General features: G+C 72.6%; 14 protein-coding genes. 5 read left to right on the top strand and 9 right to left on the bottom strand.

The window, feature by feature from the left end; genetic code table 11:
* Positions 1-102: 102 nt before the first annotated feature.
* Together OHA55_RS33430 and OHA55_RS33425 are read left to right on the top strand one after the other, a co-directional pair.
* Entirely contained in the window at positions 103-1,656 is a 1,554-nt protein-coding gene (locus OHA55_RS33430) for an MFS transporter (protein WP_266714003.1), read from the top strand.
* A gap of 246 nt (positions 1,657-1,902) precedes the next feature.
* Entirely contained in the window at positions 1,903-3,687 is a 1,785-nt protein-coding gene (locus OHA55_RS33425; RefSeq protein ID WP_266713695.1) for an ABC transporter ATP-binding protein, read from the top strand.
* A gap of 31 nt (positions 3,688-3,718) precedes the next feature.
* On the opposite strand, the gene OHA55_RS33420 is transcribed toward OHA55_RS33425, so the two are convergent.
* The 7 genes from OHA55_RS33420 to OHA55_RS33390 all read right to left on the bottom strand — a co-directional run bounded on the left by OHA55_RS33420 (position 3,719) and on the right by OHA55_RS33390 (position 9,365).
* Complete coding sequence (locus tag OHA55_RS33420) at positions 3,719-4,462, bottom strand: hypothetical protein (protein WP_266714001.1); 744 nt, start codon at positions 4,460-4,462, stop codon at positions 3,719-3,721.
* Positions 4,463-4,666: 204 nt separating this feature from the next.
* Entirely contained in the window at positions 4,667-4,861 is a 195-nt protein-coding gene (locus OHA55_RS33415) for a hypothetical protein (RefSeq protein WP_266713693.1), read from the bottom strand.
* Positions 4,862-5,063: 202 nt separating this feature from the next.
* Positions 5,064-5,252 (bottom strand): hypothetical protein, encoded by a 189-nt coding sequence (locus tag OHA55_RS33410; RefSeq protein ID WP_266713691.1) that lies wholly within the window; start codon positions 5,250-5,252, stop codon positions 5,064-5,066.
* 94 nt (positions 5,253-5,346) lie between these two features.
* A complete protein-coding gene (locus OHA55_RS33405) occupies positions 5,347-6,480 on the bottom strand; it encodes an acyl-CoA dehydrogenase family protein (protein WP_266713689.1) in 1,134 nt (377 codons plus the stop codon).
* The gene (locus tag OHA55_RS33400; protein ID WP_266713687.1) at positions 6,477-7,667 is read right to left on the bottom strand and encodes an acyl-CoA dehydrogenase family protein; all 1,191 of its coding nucleotides are present in this window, start codon (positions 7,665-7,667) and stop codon (positions 6,477-6,479) included. Before OHA55_RS33400 ends, OHA55_RS33405 begins: the two co-directional genes overlap by 4 nt.
* The gene (locus OHA55_RS33395) at positions 7,664-8,632 is read right to left on the bottom strand and encodes an NADPH:quinone oxidoreductase family protein (protein ID WP_266713685.1); all 969 of its coding nucleotides are present in this window, start codon (positions 8,630-8,632) and stop codon (positions 7,664-7,666) included. The genes OHA55_RS33400 and OHA55_RS33395 overlap by 4 nt, the downstream gene beginning before the upstream one ends.
* Before the next feature lie 133 nt (positions 8,633-8,765).
* Positions 8,766-9,365, bottom strand: coding sequence for a helix-turn-helix domain-containing protein (locus OHA55_RS33390; RefSeq protein ID WP_266713683.1), 600 nt, complete (start codon positions 9,363-9,365; stop codon positions 8,766-8,768).
* Between the two features lie 210 nt (positions 9,366-9,575).
* Here OHA55_RS33390 and OHA55_RS33385 point away from each other — a divergent pair, with 210 nt between their 5' ends.
* Positions 9,576-10,148: a rhodanese-like domain-containing protein gene (locus OHA55_RS33385; protein ID WP_266713681.1), complete on the top strand. Its 573-nt coding sequence runs from the start codon at positions 9,576-9,578 to the stop codon at positions 10,146-10,148.
* Positions 10,149-10,538: 390 nt separating this feature from the next.
* Here the strand turns inward: OHA55_RS33385 and OHA55_RS33380 are convergent, their stop codons facing one another.
* Positions 10,539-11,834 carry an alpha/beta fold hydrolase gene (locus tag OHA55_RS33380; RefSeq protein ID WP_266713679.1) on the bottom strand — a complete coding sequence of 432 codons (1,296 nt, stop codon included), beginning with the start codon at positions 11,832-11,834 and terminating at the stop codon, positions 10,539-10,541.
* A gap of 97 nt (positions 11,835-11,931) precedes the next feature.
* Positions 11,932-12,222 carry a DUF2087 domain-containing protein gene (locus tag OHA55_RS33375; RefSeq protein ID WP_266713677.1) on the bottom strand — a complete coding sequence of 97 codons (291 nt, stop codon included), beginning with the start codon at positions 12,220-12,222 and terminating at the stop codon, positions 11,932-11,934.
* Between the two features lie 265 nt (positions 12,223-12,487).
* On the opposite strand from OHA55_RS33375, the gene OHA55_RS33370 reads away from it, so the two are divergent.
* Together OHA55_RS33370 and OHA55_RS33365 are read left to right on the top strand one after the other, a co-directional pair.
* A complete protein-coding gene (locus tag OHA55_RS33370) occupies positions 12,488-13,690 on the top strand; it encodes a Gfo/Idh/MocA family protein (protein ID WP_266713675.1) in 1,203 nt (400 codons plus the stop codon).
* Positions 13,687-14,616, top strand: coding sequence for a PmoA family protein (locus OHA55_RS33365; RefSeq protein ID WP_266713673.1), 930 nt, complete (start codon positions 13,687-13,689; stop codon positions 14,614-14,616). The genes OHA55_RS33370 and OHA55_RS33365 overlap by 4 nt, the downstream gene beginning before the upstream one ends.
* Positions 14,617-14,692: the final 76 nt, after the last annotated feature.

Genomic DNA, 14,692 nt, shown 5'->3' with positions numbered 1-14,692 from the left:
GAATCGACGGACGGCACGGAGCGCGGCGCGGAAGGGTGCCCGCGGCCCGAGGGGACGACCGCGGGCACGCGACCGCCGAACCAGGCCCTGACCCTCGCGGCGATGCTGTTCGCCGTGTCGATGACCTTCATCGACCAGACCATCGTGGCCATCGCCGCGCCCGACATCGTCCGTGAACTCGGCCTCACCTCCTCGCAGATGCAGTGGGTGGTGAACGCGTACCTGCTGACACTGGCGGCGTTCTTCGCGCTCGGCGGCCGGCTCTCCGACCTCTACGGCCATCGCAAGGTCATGCTCTGCGGAACGCTGATCTTCGTCATCGCCTCCGCCCTGTGCGGTGCGGTGCCCTCCGGCGATTTCGCGCAGGCCTGGCTGATCGGCTTCCGCGCGGTGCAGGGCGTCGGCGCGGCGTTCATGTTCCCGGCGGCGCTCGCGGTCGTGATCGCGGTGTTCCCGGTGGAGCGCCGTGGGCGTGCGCTCGCGCTGTTCTTCGGTGTCTCGGGCGCGCTCACCGCGGTCGGGCCGCTGCTGGGCGGCTGGCTGACCGGGTGGACATGGCGGGCCATCTTCTGGGTCAACGTGCCCGTCGCGGTGATCGCGATCGTGCTGACCCTGCTGGCCCACGTCCCGGACCGCTCCCGCCGTGAACCGCTGGACGTGCCGGGCGCCGTACTGATGGCCGCAGGGATGGGGCTGACCGTGCTCGGACTCCAGCAGTCGGCCACCTGGGGCTGGGACTCGCCCGCGACCTGGGTGTGCATCGCGGCCGGGCTGGTGGTGCTGGTCGTCTTCTGCCGCTTCGAACTCCGCGCCGCGCATCCGCTCGTCAAGCTCCAGGTCTTCCGGGACCGGGCGTTCAGCGTGGACATGGCCGTGCTCTTCTTCGCCATGCTCGCCTTCGTACCGGTGTTCTTCTTCGCGTCGGTCTACGCCCAGGTGTCGCTGAGCGCGTCCCCGAACCAGGCCGCGCTCTACCTCCTGTACTTCTTCATCGGCTTCGCGCTCGCCTCGCAGTGGGGCGGCCGCATTCTCGACAAGCGGGGCGCCCGACCGGCGATCAGGCTCGGCACCGTCGTCGGCGCGGTCGGCTTCGCCCTGTGGGCCGCCAACCTGACGAAGCTCTCGATGCACGACCAGTGGCTGTACGCGGCCATCGCCGGCGCCGGCATCGGCCTGCTGCTCGCCCCCGCCTCCACCGACGCGGTGAACCGCTCCATCGGAGCCTCGTACGGTGAGGTCACCGGTGTCACGCAGACCATCCGCAACTTCGCGGCGAGCATCGGCCTCGCGGTCTTCGGCACCGTACTGACGCATGTGACGGTGAGCCGGGTCTCCGAGACCCTGCGCGACGCGGGGGTGCCGAGCGCCACGGCGCACGACGCGGCGCAGAGCATCGCGGAGTCCGTCACCGGTAATTCCGATGCTCGACAGCCCACCGGCGACGGCAGGGCGGCCGAGATCATGCGGGACTCGATGCACGCGATCCGGGTGGACTTCGCCGAGGCCAACCAGTGGGTCTTCTACGGAATGGCCGGGGCGCTCGTAATCGCGTACCTGTGCTCCCGGTGGCACCCGGGAACCCGGGTGACGAAGGACGACACGGATTCGCCGTCACCGGCCCCGTCCACCGGCCGGAATCCGGCGGGAGACCCGTGACGTCGGCCGGCCGTCCCTCCGTCACGAGCATCGCGGCCCCGTCCGGCTCGTGGACGGCGCCCCCGGGATCACCGCCGGATGATCACGCGACCTGTTGCGCGAGGCGATCGACGGGGAGGTCGGCGAGCAGGCCCACCGGCAGGACCTCGGCGCCGCAGCCGTGACCAGCGGATTTCCGCCGGCACGCACGCCCACGATGCGGATGGGGTCTTGCGGCGGCGGAGTGCGGGCGGCTTGGCTGGCCGGATGCAGCACACGTTCTCCCTCCCTCCGCGGCTCTCCGCACTCGACCACCGCTACCGTGGCGAACACCCCATCCGCACCCTCGGCTACCTGCTGCGCCCCGACCGGACCCGGCTGGTGCTCGCGGTGCTGGCGTTCATCGTCAAGCACAGCCCCATCTGGCTGCTCCCCCTCATCACCGCCAACATCATCGACGTCGTCGTCCGGCACAGCGCCGAGCGGGAGTTGTGGCTCAACGCGGGTGCGCTGCTGTTCGTCCTCGTCCTCAACTACCCGATGCATCTGCTGTACGTCCGCTGCCTCAACGGCAGTGTGCGGCGGATGGGCACGTCCCTGCGGCAGGCGCTCTGCCGGCGCATGCAACAGCTCTCCATCGGCTACCACGCGCGGACCAGCGCCGGTGTGCTGCAGGCCAAGGTGGTCCGGGACGTCGAACTGGTCGAGCACATGGTCCAGCAGAGCGCCGACATGGGGCTCGCGGGGATCGTCACGCTGATCGGCGGCCTGGCCGTGATCGCCGTGCGGGTGCCGTCCTTCCTTCCGGTGTTCCTCGTGGTCGTGCCGGCCGCCGCGTTCCTCGTGATGAAGCTGCGTACCAGACTGCGCACCCAGAACGAGTCGTTCCGCCAGGAGGTCGAGCAACTCTCGGCCCGGGTCAGCGAGATGACGAGCCTGATCCCCATCACCCGGGCGCACGGCCTGGAAAAGGCCGCGCTCGGCAGGGTGGACGGCCCGCTGAGCCAGGTGCTCACGGCGGGGCTGCGGCTGGATCTGCTCAACGGCCGGTTCGGTGCGATGGCCTGGATCCTGCTCAACTCGCTCGGTGTCGGCTGCCTCGCCGGTTCCGCGCTGGTCGCGTACCACGGCTGGCTGGACATCACCGCGGGCGACGTCGTGATGCTGAGCGCCTTCTTCACCACGCTCACCGGCTCGGTGTCCACCCTGCTGAGCCTGGCACCGGTGATCAGCCAGGGGCTGGAGTCCGTCCGCTCGGCCGGCGAGGTCCTCCAGGCGCCGGACCTGGAGATCAACGCGGGCAAGGAGCGGGTGGAGCGCGTCGAGGGGCGCATCGACTTCGAGAACACGGGGTTCTCGTACGAAGGGGCCTCCGGCGACGCGGTGCGGGACTTCACGCTCTCCGCCCGGCCGGGCGAGACGGTCGCGCTGGTCGGGGCGTCGGGGGCGGGCAAGTCGACCGTACTGAACCTCCTGATCGGGTTCATCCGGCCCGCGTCCGGGCGCATTCTGCTCGACGGCCGGGACATGGCGTCGCTGGATCTGCGCACGTACCGGCGGTTCCTCTCCGTGGTCCCGCAGGAGTCCATCCTCTTCGAGGGAACGGTGGAGGAGAACGTCACCTACGGTCTCGGCGACACCGACGAGCACACGGTCCGCCAGGCACTGCGGGACGCGAACGCGCTGGAGTTCGTCGAGGCCCTCCCCGACGGCATCCGCACGGTGGTCGGCGAACGCGGGGCCCGGCTGTCAGGTGGCCAGAAGCAGCGTCTGGCCATCGCCCGCGCGCTCATCCGGGACCCGAAGGTGCTGATCCTCGACGAGGCGACCTCCGCGCTGGACACTCGTTCCGAGGCGCTGGTGCAGGAGGCTCTGGCCCGGCTGGTGCGGGGCCGGACGGTCTTCGTGGTGGCCCACCGGCTCTCCACGATCAGGGCCGCCGACCGGATCGTGGCGATGGAGGGCGGGCGGATAGCGGAGATCGGCACGCACGAGGAGCTGATGCGCCGCGGCGGTGTGTACGCGGGCCTGCATCCGTCCCGGGCGGCGTAGGGCGGCCCCGGCCCGGCGCACGGTCGCCGGTTCAGCCGCGCGGGGCGCGCCTGGTGCGGGTGCGGTTCTCCAGCAGGCCGCGCCGGATCTCGGCAGCGGTGTGCCGGGCGTGATCGGTGGTCGCCCGCCGCTCGGAGACGGACGGCACGAACCGGTACGTGGGCTGCCGGCAGCGTCCGCAGGGCAGGTCGGTGGTGGTGAGGTAGCCGTCCTCGCAGTCGGGATCGGGGCAGCGGCCCCGCGTCAGCAGGGCTTCCGCGATCTCCAGCGGGGTCCAGCGACGGTGGCCGTCCTCGTCCGTCTCGTACAAGGCGTGCGACCAGCGGAGGTTCCAGCGGCGTTCGATCCGCTCGCGGAGAAGGAAGGCGGTCCGGCGGCCGAGCTCCTGGCGGATCAGGTCGTGGACCTCGGCGGGGAGCCGGTGGCCGAATCCCTGCATGAGGGGCTGCGGCAGGGCGTTCAGCACATAGCCGAAGGGGTCCTTGCCCGCGTGGCGGTGCCAGGCCTCGCAGCCGCAGGAGCCGTCCGGCCTTTTCGGGGAGTGGCAGCGCCCGCAGAGTCCACGGCATTCGGCGCAGAGCCCTTGGTCGAGGCCGTCCAGATGGGGAGCCGGGGCCCGTCCGCACTCGCGGCAGCAGGAGCTGCAGGGTCCGCAGAGCCGCTCCCCGGCCACGTTCGTGGACCAGGTCCGTGTCTGGCAGCGGCAGCACAGGGCACTGTTGCAGTACTCGTGGTGCGCGGCGCCGGAATGACGGCCGGAGGGCGGGAAGGACATGGCGGAGTTCTCCAGAGGCGCGACGAGGAGCGGCACGGGTGCGCTCCGGGTCGCCGGGAATCGGACGGGGACCTGCACACGACGTTACCGCCCGCCGCCGACGAACGCGGCGGACGGTCGTGCGCGGACCGTGCCCCGTAGGGCCGCCGGGAGGGACGGGTGCCTCGCGGGCGACCGGTCCGGGGCACGCCGGTGGGAGGGGTCTCAGGGTCTCAGCCCGCTCACGATCTCGGCGGTGGAGACGATGCCGTCGTGGATCGTGGGTGCCATCCGCGTGCCGGCGATGAGGAAGCCGAGCAGGGCGCAGACGATGGCGTGCGAGATTTTCAGGCCTCCGTTGCGCATGAAGATGATCGCGATGATCAGCAAGAACACCACGAGTGAGATGGAAATGACCATGCCCCGCCTCCTTCGCCGCGCCCGGTGTGCGGCATTTCGCGGCCAGTGTGGCGGAGCGCGAGCGCCGTTCGGCGGACTGGCATGCCCGCCGAACGGGTGATGACTGGCTGTGACGAATTTCGCCCGCACAGGTGACTGCGTCCTGGTGACGTCCCGTTGACGGAGCCCGCCGACCCGTCGTCCGGCCCGTCCGTGGAGCGCTTCACGGACGGGCCCGGACGACGGGTCGCGCGTACCCCTCGCACCCGATGCGTGCCGGGTCGGCCCCGGAGCGGGCACCCCGGCCGCGGCTCCGGGTGGCCCCGGCGGGTCGCTGCTGGTAGGAGGTGGCGTCCTGCCCGGCGACCGCGGTGGCGAGGGTCCACGCACCGGCGGGGCCGGTTCCGTACACGCTCACCGCGTGCGTCGGCGCCGGACCTCGCGAACGCGACGGCCGCCGCCCCTCGTGGATGGCGGGGCGGCGGCCTGACAGCCCTTGTTCCCGGTTACGACGCCGGAAGTCCGGCCAGCCCGGCGACGGCTTCGCGGTGGCGGCCGGCCGTGCCGTAGGCGATCGAGTCGGCCTTCGCCCGCTTCAGGTACAGGTGGGCCGGGTGTTCCCAGGTCATGCCGATTCCGGCGTGGAGCTGGACGCACTCCTCGGCCGCGTGCACCGCCACCCCGGAGCAGTACGCCTGGGCGACGGCGACCGCGAGAGGGGCGTCGGCTGCGTCGGTGGCCAGCGCGTCGGCTGCGTTGCGGGCCGCCGCGCGCGCCGAGACCACCTGGAGCCAGAGCTCGGCCATGCGGTGCTTGAGCGCCTGGAAGGAACCGATCGGCCGGTTGAACTGGTGGCGCTCCTTCGTGTGGCGGACGGTCTCGGTGAGGCACCATTCGGCGACCCCGAGCTGTTCGGAGGCGAGAAGCCCGGCACCGGCCAGCAGCCCACGGCGTACGGCCTCCCCGGCGGCCCGCGGACCGGCGAGCAGCGTCGCGGCGGCTCCGTCCAGGGTGATCCCGGCGAGCGGGCGGGTGAGGTCGAGCGGGACGAGCGCCTCCACACCGACGCCCTGGGCGGTGCGCTCGACGGCGTACAGCCCGGTGGGCGCGTGCACCAGCAGTACGTCGGCGAGGGCCGCGTCGGCGACGCCCCGTACGGTGCCGGTCAGCGCGCCGCAGTCGGCGGTCACCTCGGCGGTGTGGTCCGCGCCCGGCGCGGTGGCGAACGGCACGGCGAGCGCGGCGGTGCGTCGTCCCGCCGCGAGGTCGCCGAGCAGCCCGGCGGCGGGCCCGTCCTCGGGGCCGAGGGCGAGCAGGACCGAGGTCGCGACGACGGCGCTGGTCAGGTACGGGGACGGGGTGACGGCCCGTCCGAGCTCCTCCAGGACGACCGCGGCTTCCCGGTGGCCGGCGCCGAGGCCGCCGAGCTTCTCGGGCACCAGCAGTCCGGCGGCGCCGATCTCCGCGGCGAGGGTCTTCCAGAGTTGCTGGTCGTACGGCGTGTCGGACTCGGTGCGGGCGATCACGGACGGCGCGCCGGACCGGTCGGCGAGCAGGGCGCGGACGGCCGACCTGAGGTCCTCCTCCGCCTCCGAGTAGAGGAGGTCGGGGGTGGCGGCGGGCTGGACGGGAGCGGTCATCGGGAGAGGTCCTTCCAGGCGACGTCCTTGTCGGTGCGTGGTTCGGAGGGCAGGCCGAGGACGCGCTCGGCGACGATGTTCAGCAGCACTTCGCTGGTGCCGCCCTCGATCGAGTTGCCCTTGGAACGCAGGTAGCGGTAGCCGGCGTCCCGGCCGGTGAAGTCCACCAGCTCGGGGCGGCGCATCGTCCAGTCGCCGTAGAGCAGCCCCTCGTCGGCGAGGAGTTCGACTTCCAGCCCGCTGATCTCCTGGTTGAGCCGGGCGAAGGCGAGCTTCATGCCGGAGCCCTCGGGGCCGGGCTGCCCGGCGACGAGCTGCTGGCGCAGCCGCTCCCCGGTGAGCCGGGCGACCTCGGCCTCCACCCAGAGGGTGAGCAGTTGTTGGTGCAGGTCGGGGGTGCGCAGTTCGGGGCGCTCGCGCCAGGTGCGCGAGACGGGGCCGATCATCCCGCCCTCGCGGGGGATGCGCATTCCGCCGATGGAGACGCGCTCGTTCATGAGCGTGGTCTGGGCGACCTTCCAGCCCTCGCCGACCGGTCCGAGGCGCCTGCTGTCGGGGATGCGTACTCCGGTGAGGAAGACCTCGTTGAACTCGGCCTCGCCGGTGATCTGCCGCAGCGGGCGCACGTCCACGCCCGGGTCGGTCATGTCGCAGATGAAGTAGCTGATGCCCCGGTGCTTGGGCAGGTCGGGGTCGGTGCGGGCGATGAGGATGGCCCAGCGGGCGAGATGGGCGCTGGACGTCCAGACCTTCTGCCCGTCGACGGTCCAGGTGTCGCCGTCGCGTACGGCCCGGGTGGCGAGCGCGGCCAGGTCGGAGCCCGCCCCGGGCTCGCTGAAGAGCTGGCACCACACCTCCTCGCCGATCCACAGCGGGCGCAGGAACCGCCGCTTCTGCTCGTCCGTGCCGAAGCCGAGGATGGTGGGGGCGGCCATGCCGAGGCCGATGCCGATCCGGCGGGGGTCGTTGTCGGGGGCGCCGGCGGCGGCGAGTTCGGCGTCGACGACCGGTTGGAGGGAGCGGGGGGCGCCGAGGCCGCCCAGGCCCACCGGGTAGTGGACCCAGGCGAGCCCGGCGTCGAAGCGGGCGCCCAGGAACTCGGTTCGGCCGGTGGTGGCCGGGGGGTGCGCGGCGAGCAGTTCGCGGGTGCGGCGGAGCAGTTCGGGTGCTTCGGGGGTGGCGGTCATCGGGGGCCTCCGCCCGGCAGGACGACGACGCGGCCGGTGGTGGTGCCGTCCGCGACACGCTGGACGGCGTCCGCGGCGGCGGACATCGGGACACGCTCGCTGACCAGTGGTTTCACGAGCCCCTGGCCGGCCAGCTTGGTCAGCTCGTCGTGGCAGGCGCGGACGGCGGCCGGGTCCTTGGTGTTGTAGAGGCCCCAGTGGAGTCCGAGGACGGAGTAGTTCTTGACGAGGACGTGGTTGAGCGCCGGGGTGGGGATGGTGCCGCCGGCGAAGCCCACGACGACGATCCGGCCCTCGAAGGCGATGCACTTGACCGACTTGGCGTAGGCGTCGCCGCCGACCGGGTCGTAGACGACATCCGCGCCGCGCCCGCCGGTGGCCTCCTTGACCGCGGCCACGATGTCCTCGCTGCGCCGGTCGATGACCAGGTCGCAGCCGAGCTCACGGGCGACGGCGGCCTTCTCGGGCCCTCCGGCGACCCCGATGACGGTGGCTCCGGCGGCCTTGCCGAGCTGCACGGCGGCGCTGCCCACTCCCCCGGCGGCGGCGTGCACCAGCAGGGTCTCGCCGGGCTGGATACGGGCCCGGCGGTGCAGGCCGAACCAGCCGGTCTGGTAGCCGATGTGCAGGGCCGCGGCCTCCGCGTCGTCCAGTGCGTCGGGGGCGGGCAGCAGGGCCGCCTCGTCCACCACGACGTACTCGGCGAGGCCGCCGTGCGGGAGCGCGGGGGTGGCGAGCACCCGGCGTCCGTCCTCGGTCTCGCCGCAGATCTCGACCCCGGGCGTGAAGGGCAGCGGGGGCCTGACCTGGTACTGGCCGCGGCAGAGCAGCGCATCGGGGAAGTTGATGTTCGCCGCACGCACCGCGAGGAGAGCCTGGCCCTCGCCGGGGACCGGGCGGTCCGTCTCGTCGAGGGTCATCACCTCGCTCGGCTCGCCGTTCCGGTGCACTCGCCATGCCTGCATGAAGGCCTCCACAAACCTGTCGGCGTAACTCCTGCTCCGGCGCATACTAAGCGGTCGCTTGCTCCCTGGGAACACTCTGCGGCCTCCGGAAACGGGCGGGCGAAGGCACCCGGGGCGGCCCGCACCGGGCAGGTCAGCCGGCCTTGGGCCGGGCGATGACGTGCATGCGTTCCCCCTGCGGCCCGAAGAGGCTGAGGAACTCGACCGTCTCCTCCCCGGCGGGCCCGAACCAGTGCGGCAGCCGGGTGTCGAACTCCGCGGCTTCGCCGGGGCCCATCACCAGGTCGTGGTCGGCGAGGCACAGCCGCAGCCGCCCGGAGAGGACGAACAGCCATTCGTATCCCTCGTGGGTGCGCAGGTCGGGGGGTTCGCCCGTACCGCCCTGCTGGACGAGTTTGTACGCCTGGAGTCCGCCGGGCCGGGCGGTGAGCGGGAACATGGTCCGGCCGTGGCGGACGACCGGTTCGGCCCGGATCCTGGGGTCACCCACCGGCGGGGCGCCGATCAAGTCGTCGAGCGGGACCTCGTGGGCACGGGCGATGGGGAGCAGCAGCTCCAGGCTGGGGCGACGGCCGCCGGACTCCAGTCGGGAGAGAGTGCTGACGGAGATTCCGGTGACCGCCGAGAGTGCCGCGAGGGTCACCTCGCGCTCCTTGCGCAGGCGGCGCAGCCGGGGACCGATCCCCGAGAGCACCGCGTCCAGCTCGGGGTCGCCCTGCACCTGTTCGCTCATGGCGACCAGTGTGCGGAACCGGCAACCGCGTTTGTCAACCGCGCGCGATCCCGGTCCTCGGGTTCCACCGCGCCCTCGGCAGGCCGGTGCCGGGGTCCGGTCGCTTGTCGGGTTGGACACAGACCTCTCGGATACCCCCCTGGGTATTTTATCCTTGCCGGGGCAGGAGGAACCCGTTCCGCTTGCCCTCGATCGAAAGGACACCCGCTCGTGACCACCCCGGCATGCCTCTCCCCCGCCCAGGCCGCAGCTCGCCTGGAGGAATTCACCGTCATCGACGTCCGGGGTCCCGGCGAATATGCCTCGGGGCACGTTCCCGGCGCGCACAACGTCCCGCTCGACCGTGTGGCCGACGCCCTCCCGGCACTGAGGTCCGCCGCCGCGCGCGGGTCCCTGCTCGTGGTGTGCGCCTCGGGCGTCCGCTCCGCCCGCGCGGCGGAGATACTCGCCGACGCCGACATCGCGGCCGCGACCCTGGCCGGCGGCACCTCCGCCTGGGAGAGCGCCGGGCACGGCCTCGACCGCCCGGCCGGAGCGAAGGCGGTCTGGCCCATGGAACGCCAGGTCCGGTTCGCGGCGGGTTCCCTGGTGGTGGCGGGCATCCTCGCCGGCCGCCGCTTCCCCGCGGCACGCCGGCTGTCGGCCGGTGTCGGTTCGGGTCTCGTCTTCTCCGCGGTCAGCAACACCTGCGGCATGGCGGCGGTGCTCTCCAAGCTGCCGCACAACCGCGCCCCGCAGACCCTTCCGGACCTGAACGAGACGCTGGAAGCCCTCCAGGGCTGACCCCCGGGCCCGGGCAACGGCAGCCCTACGGCCGGACCTACGTCCTGCCCGGGCCGGCCCGTCCGGGCCGCGGCCACCGACCTCTTCGGCCGTCCGGTCGCTTACCCGCCGTCGGACGGCATCACTCCGGAAGAGGTCTTCGAACGAGCCTTGGCGCGCACGGCGACGAACACGTCATCAAGCTGACGGACACCGCCCTCGACTTCGGCGACGACCCGGCGCCGCGTTCCGTCGAGCCGTGCGAGCCAGCGGGCTGAGACGCACAGGTCCGGTCGACGGGCGGAGAGGCGGATCGCCGCCTCGCCTCTCCCCCCGCCGGAGCGCGCGCGGGGCCTCACGACCCGGCCTCGCAACCGCGCCCCGCACCGTTCGTGCGACGTACCGGCGTCCTCAGACGTCGTCGCGGACCATGGCCAGCAGGCGGTCCAGCACCCGGGGCCCGCCCGCACGCAGGCCGTCGTGCTCGAACTCGTTGGTCACCCAGGTCCGCAGCCCCCGGATGCCCGACGCCGTGGCGAGGGCGTGGGCCGTGTCCACGTACATGTCGTCGTGGTAGACGGCCGCCGCGACCGGCACCTCGTTGACGGCGAGCCGCTCCTTGTCGTACAGCTCCGGCCAGTCGGTGCGGGCGGCCAGCAGCTCAGCGGTCTCGCGCAGCGGGCGCAGCGCGGGGTCCGTCTCGAAGTGCCAGGGGTGGATGCTCTCGCCGGTGAAGAGCAGCGGACCGTCCCCGGCGAGTGCGGCTCGGGCGTCGAACTGCGGGAACTCGGCGCGGACGCGTTCGGCGGACCAGGCGGTGGGCCGCTCGTCCTGGCCGTAGATCGCCTCGTGCATCAGGGCGTACAGCGGGTGCCCGGCGAAGGAGTTCGCCGTGCGCACGGCCTCCTGGAAGGCGTCCGAGAGGGCGGGGCCGTCCGCCGTGGCGACGAAGGCGTTCTCCAGCAGGTAGTGCAGCTGATGGCTTCCCTGGCTGCCGCCGAGCAGGATGCCGAGCGACTGGAAACCCTCGGGCGTGAGCGGGTGGCCGGCGGACTCGACGCGGTGCGAGGCGAGGTGTGCGGCGATCTCGCGCGCCCGCGCGACGTCCTGCGGGTAACGGGCGTAGTGGGCGGCGACCTTGCGCTCGATGCGCGGGTACGCGGCCCGGTAGACCTCGTCCGCGTGGGCGTCGAGCGACGGAAGTCCGCCCGTGATCAGGACGGCCGACAGGCCTTCGGGGGCCGCCGACAGATAGCGGACGGCACAGAACCCGCCGAAGGACTGGCCGAGTACCGTCCAGGGACGCCCGCCGGTGAGCTGGGCGCGGATCAGTTCGCAGTCCCGCACGATGTTGTCGGACCGGAAGTGGCCCAGGTACGCGGCCTGTTCGGCGGGTCCGCCGCGCATCGGCAGGGTCTGCCGGTTCGCCGGGGTGGAGAGTCCGGTGCCCCGCTGGTCGAGGAGGAGTACACGGAAGTCTTCGAGGGCCCTGCCGAGCCATGCCTCCGTACCGACGAAACGCCGCGCTCCGAAGCCCGGGCCTCCTTCCAGGTAGACCAGCCAGGGAAGGTCCTCGCCGGCCTTCGACGGCGCGACCGCCTCCCGGCCGAAGACCTCGATCCGCTCGCCCGTGGGGTCGGCGTGATCGAGGGGGACGGTGAACCTGCGGTCCGTGAAGACGACGCCCGGGTGACGGAAACTGCTCATGGTGCTGCTCCTGAATCGTTCGGATTCCGGACAGTTCAGCACACGGCCTCCACCTGGCTCTTTCCACCCCCGGTACTGGCGTTCTCCGGGCCCACCGTCAGGTGACGGAGCCCTCCCCCGCGCACCGGTAGGCGCTGCCGTCGCGGGTACGGGTCAGCAACCGCGCCTCGACCAGATAGCGGCGAAGGGCCGCCGCGTCGTCGTGGACCGTCAGAAGCGCGTCGTTGACCTCGCGTTCCGTGTAGTCCCGTCCGGGCTGGAAGAGCGCCTCGGCGAGGTGGGCCAGCAGCGGACCCCGGCGGGCGGCCTTGCGCGGGACGGACTTCAGCCGCCCCCGGGAGAAGAGATCCGCGAGAGAAGGGTCGGGGCGTGTGTCGTTGTCGGGCATGAAGGGCAGCGTCGCAGCACCTGGGCCGAGCCCGCAACGCGGTTTTCACGCCGCGTGCACGCCGCTCAGCAGGGGCGATGCGGTGCGCCGGGCGCCACGCGGAGTGGCGCTGGCGGTACGCCGGCCGCTGTTCGGAGCCGCCCTCCGGTCCCGGCGACCGCGCCGCCGTCTCTCTTGACCGGCTCCGGGCGGGGCACCTAGGTTCGGGATAGAAAGCGCTTGCTACGCTGCGGGCGCGCCCGTTCCGTCGAGTCGAGGGTCCGTCATGCCCACTCCCGTCCCACCTCTCCGTCCGGTGCGCGTCGCGATCGTCGGCACGGGTGCCATCGCCCGCGTCGGCCATCTGCCCGCGCTCGCCGCGCTCGCGAAGGAGCAGCCGCTGGAGATCGTCGCGGCGGTCGACCACGACGCGGTCGCGGCCGAGGCGTTCCGCGCACGGGCCGGTATCGCCGCCGCCGTTTACTCGGACATGACGGCGATGCTGGCCGAACAGCGTCCGGATCTCGTCGTCCTGTGCACCCCGCCGCGTTTCCACCGGGACCAGACGGTCGCCGCGCTACGGGCCGGCGCCTGGGTCTGGTGCGAGAAGCCGCCGTGTCCCTCGCTCGCGGACTTCGACGCGATCGAGGCGGCGGAGGCCCAGGAGCCGGGCGGCCCCTACGCGGCGATCGTCTTCCAGCACCGGTTCGGTTCGGGGGCGGACCACGTGCGGAGGCTGCTCTCGTCCGGTGCGCTGGGCAGACCGCTGGTGGCCCACTGCCAGACCACCTGGTACCGCGACGAGGCGTACTACGCGGCGCCTTGGCGGGGGCGGTGGGACAGCGAGGGCGGTGGTCCGGCGATGGGGCACGGCATCCATCAGATGGATCTGCTGCTCGACCTGCTCGGCCCGTGGGAGGAGATCCGTGCGATGGCCGGACGGCTGGTGCACGACGTGGAGACGGAGGACGTCTCCACCGCCTTGGTGCGGTTCGCCGGGGGGACCCTGGCAACGGTCGTCAACAGCGTGCTCAGCCCCGACGAGGTGAGCCGCATCCGCATCGACTGCCGGCACGCCACGGTGGAGCTGACCCATCTGTACGGGCACCGCAACGCGGACTGGCGGATCACTCCGGCCCCCGGAACACCGCCCGAGCGGGTAGCCGCATGGCGGGATTTCGGTGCGGACGTGCCCAGTTCGCACGAGGCCCAGCTGCGCGGTCTGCTCGTCGATCTACGGGCCGGCCGCAGGCCGCGCGGCAGCGGGGCGGACGGCCGCAAGAGCCTGGAGCTGGTCACCGCGCTCTACAAGGCGGCCTTCACCGGGGACTCCGTCCGGGCGGGCGACATCGGTCCGGACGATCCGTACTACCGCGCCCTGCACGGCGACGCGCCGGGCTGGGCGCCCGTGGCCGGAAATCCCGGGAGCACCACAGGCACTGAGGGCACCACAAGCACCGCGCACACCAGGATGGAGACCACCGCATGACCGGGAAGCCCGCCCTCGTCCACCGGCACGGCGAGGATGTCCGTGTCCGCGTCGCCGACACCGGGGTGGAGCTGCTGCGGTACGTCTACCGGGCCGAGGCCGCCTGGGAGGCGCCGAAGCCGTACATCCATCCGCTGCGCACGCTGGCGGGGCGTATCGTCACCGACTACCGCCCCAACGACCACCGCTGGCACAAGGGGCTGCAGATGACCGCCTCGCACCTGTCGGGGCAGAACCTCTGGGGCGGCAACTCCTACGTGCACGGCGAGGGTTACCAACCGCTGCCCGAACGGGTGGGCTCGATGGCGCACGCCGGGTTCGACGAGATCTCGGCGCGGGAGGACGGGGTCACCCTCGCGGAGCGGCTGACCTGGCATCCGTACACCGGTGAGCTCTGGGCCGACGAGGTGCGGAGGGTGGAAGTGCACGACATCGACCCGGCGGCCGGAAGCTGGGCCCTGACGTGGTCGAGCGCGGTGACCAACCGGCGTACGGAGCCATTGCGGTTCGGCAGTCCGGCCACCCACGGCCGGGCCGGAGCCGGGTACACCGGGTTGTTCTGGCGCGGCCCCCGCGCCTTCCGGGGCGGCCGGGTGTTCTCCGCCGACGGCGAGGGGCCGGGCCTGATGGGCCGGCAGTCCGACTGGCTCGCGTACACCGGGGAGCACGACGGCTTCGACGGGCACGCCACGGTCGTCATGGCCCACGCTCCCGAGAACGACCACACGGGCGCGCACGGGGAGCACCCGGCCCACTGGTTCGTACGCAACGACTCCTACGCGGGCATGGCCCCGTCGTTCGCGTTCCACGAGGAGCTGGTGCTCGACCCCGGCCGGACCCTGACGCGGCGCTACCGGGTGCTGGTGGCGGACGGCGCCTGGGACCGGGACCGGATCGAGGAAGCTCTGGGCCGGACGGCCTGGTAGCCACCGCTCCGGTCGCCGCCCTCGCGGTGCGGCCCCGCCCGCGGCGACCGGAGCGGGCCCGGCCTTGCGTCCGTAC

Source organism: Streptomyces sp. NBC_00102, assembly GCF_026343115.1.
In the GTDB taxonomy this organism is placed as follows: Bacteria; Actinomycetota; Actinomycetes; order Streptomycetales; family Streptomycetaceae; genus Streptomyces.
Note: the sequence above shows the minus strand (reverse complement) of the source record. Positions and strands in the feature narration are given on the sequence as shown.